Annotated in this window: 6 protein-coding genes; 1 reads left to right on the top strand and 5 read right to left on the bottom strand. The window is 41.7% G+C overall.

Annotation, left to right across the window (positions count from 1 at the left end):
* Positions 1 to 38 precede the first annotated feature (38 nt).
* The 5 genes from DW182_RS04140 to DW182_RS04120 are packed head-to-tail and all read right to left on the bottom strand — an operon-like array spanning position 39 to position 9,998.
* Complete coding sequence (locus DW182_RS04140) at positions 39 to 2,444, bottom strand: ABC transporter permease (protein ID WP_118294760.1); 2,406 nt, start codon at positions 2,442 to 2,444, stop codon at positions 39 to 41.
* Between the two features lie 13 nt (positions 2,445 to 2,457).
* Positions 2,458 to 4,866: an ABC transporter permease gene (locus tag DW182_RS04135; protein ID WP_118294759.1), complete on the bottom strand. Its 2,409-nt coding sequence runs from the start codon at positions 4,864 to 4,866 to the stop codon at positions 2,458 to 2,460.
* A gap of 23 nt (positions 4,867 to 4,889) precedes the next feature.
* A complete protein-coding gene (locus DW182_RS04130; protein WP_118294758.1) occupies positions 4,890 to 7,193 on the bottom strand; it encodes an ABC transporter permease in 2,304 nt (767 codons plus the stop codon).
* 11 nt (positions 7,194 to 7,204) lie between these two features.
* Positions 7,205 to 8,455: an efflux RND transporter periplasmic adaptor subunit gene (locus DW182_RS04125; RefSeq protein WP_115503360.1), complete on the bottom strand. Its 1,251-nt coding sequence runs from the start codon at positions 8,453 to 8,455 to the stop codon at positions 7,205 to 7,207.
* Between the two features lie 49 nt (positions 8,456 to 8,504).
* Entirely contained in the window at positions 8,505 to 9,998 is a 1,494-nt protein-coding gene (locus tag DW182_RS04120; protein WP_007662562.1) for a TolC family protein, read from the bottom strand.
* A gap of 196 nt (positions 9,999 to 10,194) precedes the next feature.
* Between DW182_RS04120 and DW182_RS04115 the strand changes: the two genes are divergently transcribed.
* On the top strand, positions 10,195 to 11,565 hold the full coding sequence (locus tag DW182_RS04115) for a sigma-54 dependent transcriptional regulator (protein ID WP_118294757.1): 1,371 nt from the start codon (positions 10,195 to 10,197) through the stop codon (positions 11,563 to 11,565).
* Positions 11,566 to 11,593 lie beyond the last annotated feature (28 nt).

Here is an 11,593-nt window from a genome sequence, read left to right as displayed (position 1 = left end):
TTTCTTTATTTTCTTTATTTTCTTTATTCTTCTTTCTCTTACTCGTATTTAATCACTTCTGCCGGATTTACATTGGCTGCTTTATAAATCTGCCAGATAATAGTCAACAATGATATCAAGGCTGTTGCGCCTATGCCTATAATAAATAAATCGGGAGTGATGGGTGCCTTATGGGCAAAGTCTTCTAAATAGAGTATTATCGCTCCGGAAGACAATGGAATAGCTATCAGTGATGCTATCCCCAATACTGAGAGATATTTTTTGATGAGTAAAGGATATATGTTCTTCCCTTGTGCTCCATTTACTTTACGCAGGCCTATTTCCCGATAACGCTGACGGATATCAAATAATGAAATGGCCAATAGTCCCAAGGATGATATAAGAATGGCAACTTTGGCAAACAATGAATAGATATCCACCACCCGCCGATCTTCATTGTACATGGAAGCTATCTCATCTTCTATCAGTTTATATTCGAAGTCAGTGCTTCCCGTAGCTTCTTCATATAATTTACGCAAGAAGTCGATAGCTTCTGCCCTCCGTTCGTGCGGATACGAAGCAGTAACAGTAATAAGCTCATATTTTTCATCAAAATATTCGATAATCATGGGAGCGGCGGACTGTGATAAATGCTTGACGTTGAAGTCTTTTATAACTCCCACGATTTCAACAGGAGGATTATACTCGGATGGAACATTACTGGAAGCCCAACTTTTGTCTTCACCCTGAAGTTTGTCACGCGTAATATCCTTGATGCCAAATACTTTTTTGGCAGATTCGTTGATGATACATTTAAAACTGTTTTTGGTAAACATTTCATCTATTGAATCATTCCATAACCTGCCTTCTAGTAGTTGGAATTCGAATAATTCCATAGAGCGTGGAGACATTCTGGCTCTTAGTACCGGTTTGAAACCATTCTCTGCCCGGTTAAGAGCGTAACGTGACGGCTTGAACTGGTGAAGCGGCATTGGTATCCTGCTCCAATGAGTAAATAATGTACTTTCACTCATTCGTTTGTTTACTAACTCTTTATTAGCCTGCTGTATTTTCCCTTCTTTCAAAAGATCTTCTTTCTCTTTTGCATGGAACGTACCGCCTCCTTTGAAGACGTACATCTTGCATTCTATCACATCATGAGTACGGAAACCGAGGTCGGAATGAAGCATGTATTCAAGTTGCCGTACAAAGAAAAGCGACATGACAATCATATAGATAGTGATGACATATTGAAAGCCAAGAAAAAGCATGCGTGAACGGACAGAGAAATGCGTGGAAGAAAGTTCGCGCATGGAAGAAACCGGAGTGTTATGAGTAAATTTTATAAATGGATAAAATGTGGTTAGCAATGGAAGCACAAATAAAATAAGAAGAGATATATTCAGGTCAAACTTTAAATTTGAGTTCGTAGGAATATACATCTCATTGTAGAACAAATGTCTGGTTATTTCAATAATCAACCAACAAATAAACAGTGCAGCTCCTGAAAGTAGCATATTCTCAATGTATATCTGAAGAAAGATTTCTTTTCTACCTGCTCCATATACTTTCTTTATACCAAACTCCCGGGCGCGTTTGGACATGATGACTGTATAAATATTGGTAAAGTTTAGGATGCCTATAATACCTACCAGAAAGGAAACAATCCATAATACACGAATATAATCTTTATTTCCGTGTTGGAATAATGCTGACTTTTCATGGGAGGTCGTATAATAATAATCTGTCAATGGTAAATACTGGTAGTGCATGGTCTGGAATGTACTCCATTCGTCTCGTGGCTGTTCTTTATTGTATTTTTCATTCAATTTGGCAATGTCCGTACCCGGTGTCATAACTACAGCGTAGTTCGGATTTGAAAACCATAATTCTTCCAGTTCGTCCGATAAAAACATGTCCGGTAGCCATGATGTTTTGGTTTCCTGAGTATCCAATACACCTACAATGCGGAACTTTCTTCCGACGGAATTTTTAAAAGTCACGCCTATAGGATTGGGTACTCCATTGAGGGAATGAAGCCAAAACTCTTTAGTTATGAGCGCATCGTTGGGGCGCTTTATTTTCCCACTCCCCATATAAATGGAATAAGGAAAAATACTAAAGAATGTACTGTCTATGGACAGGGCATTTACAGTAATTTCTTGTTTCCCAAAATCCATAACCAAATCGGTACATGGAGTGAATGACGCATAACGTTCTACTGCCGGATCCTTCTCTAAGTCAGATTGGTATCCGGACAGTTCTTTGGTGCCGTCACTGATAGAACGTTCGATAAAACAAATCCGTTTGTATTCCGGATAACAGTGGTCTACTGTATTCTCCTGATGAATATATCGTGTTATGGTAAATACACAGGCAAGACTAATTGCTAACCCTATGAAATTGACAAAGGTATACACCTTAAATCGCAATAGCATGCGTATGGATAATAAGATTTGTTTCATACTCTATGTGTTTTTATTCTGTTTTCATAATCTTTGCCGGATTAATGCGTGCGGCCTTATTCACCTGCCATAACAAAGTGCCCAATGAAATGCCCGCAACAGTTAGTATGGCAATCACATATATGGATATACTGACAGGTGCTTTAACAACGAAATCCTTTGTATAAGTATCTATGAGATAGTAAGATAATGGTGCGGTAAGCAGCGTTGCCCCTCCTATCACCCATATATATTTGCGAAATAAAATTGAATATAAATTCCGTAACTGCGCTCCGTTTACTTTCCGGATGGCTATTTCGCGGTAACGTTGGCGGATATCGAACAAGGAAAGTCCGAACAATCCCAGAGCTGAAACAAAGATGGAAATGGCAGAGAAAAGCGTGAAGACAGTTGACACACGCCGATCTTCGCGATACAGTGCCTGCACATCTTCTTCCAGCCAGTGATGGTCAAATTCTTCGGTATTAAAAATCTCTTGTCTGATCTTTTTCAGATAAGAGATGAGCTCTTTCTCTTTTCCGTTTTTACAGGCTATCTGGTATTGCGAACCACCTGCCTTGGGAGATACCATAAATACAAGAGGCTTCTTACCAGCAGTAAGGTGTCCGGTGTAGTAGTTTTCTACGACTGCTTCTACGGGCATCAGAGATGTTCCGCCTTCTATAATATTTCCATCCATGCCCATGGAAATCCAAAGTGCTTTCTCTCCCCTGACAAATGCTTCATCACGTTTCGTATAGCCGAAGGCTTTCATGGCAGCTTCGTTCATGATTACCAGATATTTATTGCGTCCTTCAACTTTATCGGGCAATGCATTTTCTTTCATCCGTAGCTCATAAAATTTGAAAAAGTCAAGAGGAACCCACATCAGCATCATATTTTGTTTCACGTCTTTATCATTTATAAGAACGGACGTGCCTGTGCTTCCTGCTCCTAAAATGCCACATTGTGTGGGTTCTCCACGGAACCACTGTTCGATGAAGGGACATTCTTCCAGCTTTTGCTCAATGCTCTGAGCATCTTGCCAGTGCTTCTTTTTCTGTTCTTCACTCTCTAAATACCAAGTTTTGGATAGAGGTACTAAGTTGGCATACAATATACCTTTTGTCCGGAATCCCGGAGGAGTATCTTGCAAAAAGTGGAGGTGATTGCTGAAATACAAGGATAGCATAATGAGCAGTAAAGTGATGCTATACTGTATAAACAGGAAAATTGTACGGGTGGCAACAGACTGGCGTGATCCTCCGATGGAGCGTATGGATACGATGGGTGGCAGATAATTGTATTTGATGAAGGGATAGATTGTGGTGACTAATGGCAAAAGTACCCAGATACCTAATGACAACTGCCAGTCAAAAGCAGTATAGGGAATGTCACTTTCAAGCAACCGATTGGCATATCCGGAGAATATCTCAATGAAAAACCATGCCAGTAGCAAGGCGATGGATATCATTAATGCATTCTCTGTCCATAGTTGCACGAAGAGAGTGCGCCCCTGCACACCGAAGACTTTCTTCACACCATATTCTTTAGAACGCCTTAGCATGAAGACCAAATAGATATTGACAAAGTTTAATATGCCTGCCAGTAATAACAACAAGCATACTCCTGTGAGTATCAGGATGTGGGAACGGCTGCTGTAATGCCATATCTCGGGATCATCGCCGGAAGCCGCCAATTCTTTGTTCCAATAAAGTTGGCTGACAGGTAGGAAGTTATACCGTATTCTAAACCCCTGTGACGTCTGGCGGTAGACGTTACTGGAAGCATTAATGGCATCCACATCGACTCCGGGCATAAAGCGTAATAGTTCCACATACATTCTGCTCCATTCTCTTCTTGTTTTAAGATCCAGGTTTACCACAATGTCAAATGTCAGTGAGGATTTGCATGCCGGTTCATCCAATATGCCGCAGATAGTGAGATGTTTGCCTCCGGAATACTCCATAGTCTTTCCTATCGGGTCTTTTTCTCCAAATACACGTTTAGCGAATTGCCGGGTGACAAGAGCCTCTTCCGGTGCTGCCATGCGTTTACCCTTTAGCGGATAATTAAAGAAATGGAAGAAAGCTGTATCAGCAGCCAATAGCTGGACAGCATAAGGCTTTTCATCAATCGTCACATTATCATTGCAGGATGTAATGAAGTAACTCCTTTCTTTGACGGCCTCAGGCTGAAAATAAACAGTGTCTGCTCCGCTGTCTGGTCCTACACTGCCTGGGAATACGTTGCCATCTATGTCCCGAAGTGGAATATAGACATTTTCAGCATCCGTACAATGTGTGTTTACCCGGAGTTCCAAGTGAATGTAGCGGACTAATATGATAGTACATGCCAGACTAAGTGCCAGCCCGATTATATTAATAATAGTGTATGATTTTGAGCGTATAAGGAAACGCCAAGCGTATTTAAGTGTTTTCATATTTTTCAAGTATAATGTGTTTTTTATTCACTTTTAATCACTTCTGCCGGATTCTGCCATGCAGCCTGCCATATCCGCCAGCCGATACTAATGCAAATGATTACAATAACTACGATCAGAATTATTACATAAATCCACCAATTGATAGAAGTCTGAATGACATATCCTTCCAGCCAATGTTGCATGACGATATAACCCGCCGCAAAAGCAACAATTGCAGCCAATGCCAGTAATATCATATATTCCCGGAGGAATATACTGATAATGTCCGAAATGGTAGCTCCATTCACTTTGCGGATAGCAATCTCTTTGCGTCGTTGTTCGCATGATAGATTGACTAAGGAAAATATTCCGAAAACTGCAATAATCCCACAAACAATAGATGCTAAGGTTAACAGCTTCATCAAGATATTCTCGGAAGCGGTAGCTTCTTCTATTATATGACCTACGCTCCGTGACCACATGTAAAAATCAGGATAACTTTTCTTTATATGATTGTTAATAGCCTTCAGAACGTCTTTATATTCCCCATGATACGTATAAACATACTGTTTCCGGGGAGGAAACTTCGATACAGTATATATAGCCGGCAAAGCCTGCGTGATGGGTGAAAGGCGGATATCTTTCAAAACACCGGCTACCACATAAGATTTATGAAACTTCTTTCCAACAGGGTCTTTCCAACCCAGTTTTTTTGCTAATGATTCGTTTATCAGTATGTCATTAGGGCTGGATGACTCATCCGGGAAAATACCGGCCACTAACTGTAATCCTAATAAATCGAATGTTTCTTTTGAAATCTGGAAATCATTGACAGCTACTTCTTTATCTCCCGGTTGTTTGCCATCCCATTCTACGGCTGTAAACATAGATTGGGATAATCCCGGTAAGGGGAAATTTGAGACTTCCCGAAAATCAATGTCCGGAATTTCTTTCATTAGTTTTACCCAATGTTCTTTATCACTGTCAGGGATACCTTCAAGATAGGCCACATACTCTATATCAGTATTGGTGACTCCCATGTCGGCAGATGTACGCAGATGATGCAATTGTTTCATCATCATTATTGTACAAAATATAAAACCAATACTGACCACCAATTGAAACCAAACCCCTATCCGTCGGTAGAAGGTAGAAAAGCGACGGGTGATAGCGGAAGATATAGCCGACTGTAATGTAAAACGCCGTTGAACCAACAAGGTGAGCCAGGCAAAAAGTAGAACGGTTCCTATGACGATTGACATATAGATAAGCGTCTCTTTATAAAAAAAGAGATTATTCTCTTCAGTGATGTAAGACCAGCGCTTGAATATGGGGAGAGAAACTTCCACCAATAAGAAGCCGACAGGAACTGAAGCCAGCAGTAGTAATACAATCTCAGACATCAGCAAGGCGACCAGACTTCTTTCCGATGCTCCATTCACTTTACGGAGTGCCCATTCACGCTGCCTCATGCGAATGCGTATCAGGTAGATAATGAGATAGTTGGATAGTGCTCCCAAAACGATTAGCAGGCTGATCAGACAAAAGAGGCGGACATATTCTATACGGATAAATATATTGTATTTGGGATGTGTATAATGATATTCCGTTATAGGAGTAATGTGAACAGGATATTTCCGTATATTTCCTTTCATATCGACTTCTATATCTTTTAGCTTTTTACCCAAAGCGTCCATGTCGGTACCGGGAGCAACGCGAAACAAGGTAGTTCCGGATGCATAGCCCCAGTCCAGATATTCCGGGGCTTTTCGCCTTGAAATCACGTCGAATTCATAATTAGAATGTCCTTTCCATTTTTGAACCACGGCAGTAACAGTCATTTTCTTATCAAGCGGAAACTCCTTGCCAATAGGTGATTCCTTACCGAAAAGCAAGCGGGCAGCTTTATCGCTAATGGCTATCTCATCGGCAGTATTGTACAAAAACTGCAAACTGCCTTCCAATACCGTAACCGGAAACATGGAGATAAAAGCACTGTCTACCGATATCATGGTCCAATGCCTGTTCTGATCATCGTTATACTCTGTTGTGAAGTTTGTATAAGTCGCAACTTCTATTTCAGGAAAGGTATTGACCAGATGAGGGGCCAGCAAAGGAGAAGTCGTAGTTGAGAAACCACTGGTTCTAAATACGGAAGGAACACTCGCCACATAGACTCTGTCGGCTCCATCATGGAAATTATCATAACTTTGCTCATAATTCATCCACATGCCGGACAGGGAAAAGCTGACAAAACCTACGGTTAAGCCAATAATGCTGATCAGAGTCTGCATTCTGTACTTCAACAGGTTTCTTATTGCTATTTTCAGATAATGTTGTATCATGTATTTGTTCTTTACTTTAATATTAGCTCTTCCGCTTCGCCAAAGTTATCATATCCTGTTGTAATAACCCAATCTCCGGGTTGCAAACCGTCTGTAATCTCGTATTGCTGCGGGTTCTGGCGCCCGATGCTGAGAGGAACACGTGTAGCTTTGGTTTTGGATGCATTCAGTTTGTATATCCATTGTCCACCGGTGGATTGATAGAAGTTGCCACGAGGGATAACAATAGCCTGTTCCGGTTGCCCCAATTCTATTTGTACGCGGAAACTTTTACCTACACGTACGTTGTCAGGCATTTCTCCGGTAAATACCAAATCCACATCGAAAGTGCGGTCTTTTACTTCGGGCACTACTTTGGTGATGCGGAGTGGATATTTGCGTCCTTGATAGTTAATAGTAGCGGGAAGCCCTGTTGTGATGCGGTCTATGTAGTATTCGCTAAGAGAAGTGTGAATTTTATATTGATCTAATACCTTGATTTCTGCAATGCCTTGGTTGGATGCTACTTGTTGTCCAGGGGTGACTTTTACAAAGCTGAGCTGCCCGGCGACGGGGGCCTTAATTATTAAATTGTCCAGTCGTTCGCAAGCACGTTCATACTTCTTGCGTTCGCGTTCCCGGTCATTATGGATCAAGTCCTTGCGAATAATGGCAACGACGGAATCCTGACGTAAACTCTCGCGTTGTAACTTTGCCTTCTTAACATTATAATTGTATTCATCTTCGGCAACTTCCAACTGAGCTTTGCTTTTAATTCCCATTTTAAACTCTTCCTTATCGAGATTGAAACTTTTTTGAAGACGAGCTAACTCATAGTTGGTCTGTAAAGTTTGTTGTTGAAGGGTCAGGCTCTTTTGCTCCATTTCAATCTCTTTCTCACGGAAAGAAATCAGTTGCTTTTCCAGATCATCGCGTTGCTCTTCGATACTATGTATCAGATCGGGATTTTCGAGTACAAGGATCGTATCTCCTTTCTGTAACAGGCTTCCCTCCTCGCCTACAATGCGATCTACGCTTCCTGATTCACGGGCATTAACGATAATAGTAAGAATGGGCTGGATAAGTCCTTCCACGTCTACATATTCCATGAACTTATCATTCTTAACTTCAGCAATCTGTACATTCTCCTGGTCGATGCGCAGTTTGCTGGGGCCGGCAGAAAGAATGATAACGTAAATGATGAAAGCAAGGAATATAATTCCTCCTGCCAAATAATAACGGTAGCGAATGTACCAGGGCTTCTTTTCAAGTTTAATATCCATAGTGCTTTTATTGTTTTACAATTTATGATCAGACGTATGATATGACTTTTTATTTCTTTATCATTGCATCCATTACTTCTTCTATTTTCTCAGTTTCCGTTAGCGGGGCATCTTTTTCAAAATCATAAAGTGTCAGGCTGCGGAGAGTATAGTACAGGCTCCAGTAATTATATAATGCAGTTATATAATTACGTCGTGCAGCATCCTTTTCGCTGATAGAAGCGTTGAGGTCAAGTACGGTTGATTTACCTAAAATATAGAGCCGTCGGGCTACATCCGCGCGTCGTTGCGCTGTTTCATCCGTGCGGGCAGCAATGTGTACGCGCTGGGATTGCAGATTGAATTGTTTTACCAGTTTGCGGACATTCAATTCAAAGTCTGTTTTATCTTGTTCTACCTGAGTGTAAGTTAAGTCACGGTTAGATCGGGCTACCCGAATCTGCCCTTTCCCACGTCCCCAGTCTAATATAGGCAGACTAATACCGAGGGTAACATATTGTTGATCCAAAGGGTTATGATAGGCATCTTTAAGTTTATCTCCAGTCTGTGTCAATCCGAAACGGAGGTAAAGATCGGCTTTCAGTCCGGCATTAGCGCGGGCATTAGCCACTTTGCTTTCACTTTCCAGTTTGCGACGTTGCATGTTCAGTATATCTGGACTATTTTGGCGGGCTGTAATTAAAGCGGCATTCAGGTCTATCTGAAGATTGGGTACATGGTCGCTGACATCGACTTTAATCAATACATCTTCTTGGATACCAAGGTATGAGCGAAGCTCCTGCATACAGTTTTCCACTTCAATATGGGCATTCATACGATTGGTCTCTTCTGTCAGTTTATTCAGTTCCAGTTGCAACATCTCATTTTCGGTAATAGTACCTATATTATAGCGTCCTTGTGCATAGGTATATAAGGTATCTGCATTGGCATAGTTGGTAGAAGCTATTTCATAGTTACTTTGTGCTGTGGCAAGGGCAAAGAATTTTTGTGTAGCATTAGCGGCTACAAGCTCCAGAGTTTCTACATAAGTCTTTTTGGCTTCCCGGTAACGTAATGGTTCGATACGACGGTTCCATTTCAGACTGTTGTATCCGAAAAGCGACTGACTGTAGCCGATATTTATAGGTGATGTCTGCCAGGAAGTAGAGTGATCGCTAAACAAGTCAAGACGTTGGGCAGAGGTCTCCACGAACAATGTACCACCTGTCCACGGAATATTCTGCGTCAGGCTTAAAGTCAGGTCGGTACTTAACAGGTTTTGTTCTACAAACTTTACACTACCGTCGCCCATGGTGACTTTGTTAATGGCACGGTTGAGATAAGGATCGGAAGTCAGTTTCAGAGCAGGCAGATAGTTAGCCTTATAATATTTGTAGTTCCAATAAGCCGAGCGGAAGCTATGTTGGGCAGTTTGTGCATCAGGCGATTGTCGGCGAGCACGCTCTATGGTTTGCCCTAAGGTCAATTCCATGGTATGTTCTTGGGCAGTAGCAGTTACCAGACTACCGCAGGCTATCAATGATAAAAGTATATTTTTGTACATAGTATATTCCTTTTAATAATAGATATTCAAATCTTGTGCCAAAAATATAATTAATTGTTATATAGTATATTACTTCAGAGAAAGGGAATCTTACTCTGTGCCATACCGCACAAAAATAGTGCGTATACGCACACACAACACATTGATATATTACTTATCTTTGCCGGCAACTGATGATAGAAAAACAATAGCTTTTATGGAACAATTAGGAAAGATACTGATAGTAGACGATAATGAGGATGTACTTTTCGCCCTTAACCTTTTATTGGAACCTTATGCAGAAAAGATAAAAGTAGCAGTAACCCCTGATCGTATTGAACACTTCATGACGACTTTCCAGCCCGATATAATATTACTGGATATGAATTTCAGTCGCGATGCCATAAGCGGGCAGGAAGGTTTTGAGAGCCTGGAACAAATCTTGCGTATCGATTCTCAGGCAGTTGTTATTTTCATGACAGCATATGTAGATACGGATAAAGCTGTACGGGCAATTAAAGCGGGCGCCACCGATTTTATCCCCAAACCATGGGAGAAAGAAAAACTGCTTGCTACCCTCTCGTCCGGTATCAAGTTGCGTCGTTCCCGATGTGAAGTGAATCTGCTGAAGGAACAGGTGGAAGTTCTTAGTGGTGTGGGCAGTAGCGTAGAAGAATCTATAATTGGTGAATCAGCTGCGATGCAAGAGGTGTTTACGACAATAGAGAAATTACGCGATGCAGATGCTAATATTCTTATTCTTGGTGAGAATGGAACGGGTAAAGATGTAATAGCACGTTTGTTATATCGCTGTTCGCCACGCTATGGCCGCCCCTTTGTAACGATTGACCTTGGAAGTATTCCTGAACAATTATTTGAAAGTGAATTATTCGGTTACGAAAAGGGAGCATTTACTGATGCCCGAAAACCGAAAGCCGGACGTATGGAAGTGGCAACGGGAGGCACGCTGTTTCTGGATGAAATCGGTAATCTTTCATTGCCTATGCAGGCCAAGCTACTGACGGCCATTGAAAAACGACAGATCAGCCGTTTAGGCAGTACGCAATCTGTACCTATCGACGTGCGTTTAATTTGTGCCACGAATGCAGATATCCGCCATCTGGTGGAAGAAGGGAATTTCCGGCAAGACTTGCTCTATCGTATCAATACGATTGAACTGCACATCCCTCCATTGCGGGAGCGAGGGAATGATATTATCCTCTTGGCAGACCATTTTCTGCAGCGCTATGCCCGTAAATATCAGAAGGAAATGCGGGGCTTGACGCGTGAAGCAAAAGCGAAATTACTGCGTTATCCCTGGCCGGGAAATGTGCGTGAGTTACAACATACGATGGAGCGTGCCGTAATTCTGGGTGACGGTTCGTTGCTTCGTCCCGACAATTTCCTGTTTCAGGCTTCTTCACCCCGTCCTAAGAAGGAGGAAGAAGTACTCAATCTGGAGCAATTGGAACGGCAGGCTGTAGAAAAGGCTATGCGATTGAGCGAAGGGAATATGACGCGGGCCGCGGAGTATCTGGGAATCACGCGCTTTGCATTGTATCGGAAGATTGAGAAGTTGGGATTATAGTTTAATTAAATTCTTCATTCTTCATTCA

This window comes from Bacteroides sp. AM16-24 (assembly GCF_003471885.1).
Classification (GTDB): Bacteria; Bacteroidota; Bacteroidia; order Bacteroidales; family Bacteroidaceae; genus Bacteroides.
The sequence above is the reverse complement of the archived record's forward strand: the minus strand, read 5'-3'. Positions and strand labels throughout refer to the sequence as shown.

Excerpts from the sequence above, each read along its gene's own strand:
- DW182_RS04140 (WP_118294760.1), bottom strand. The coding sequence starts at position 2,444 with ATGAAACAAATCTTATTATCCATACGCATGCTATTGCGATTTAAGGTG.
- DW182_RS04135 (WP_118294759.1), bottom strand. The coding sequence starts at position 4,866 with ATGAAAACACTTAAATACGCTTGGCGTTTCCTTATACGCTCAAAATCA.
- DW182_RS04130 (WP_118294758.1), bottom strand. The coding sequence starts at position 7,193 with ATGATACAACATTATCTGAAAATAGCAATAAGAAACCTGTTGAAGTAC.
- DW182_RS04125 (WP_115503360.1), bottom strand. The coding sequence starts at position 8,455 with ATGGATATTAAACTTGAAAAGAAGCCCTGGTACATTCGCTACCGTTAT.
- DW182_RS04120 (WP_007662562.1), bottom strand. The coding sequence starts at position 9,998 with ATGTACAAAAATATACTTTTATCATTGATAGCCTGCGGTAGTCTGGTA.
- DW182_RS04115 (WP_118294757.1), top strand. The coding sequence starts at position 10,195 with ATGGAACAATTAGGAAAGATACTGATAGTAGACGATAATGAGGATGTA.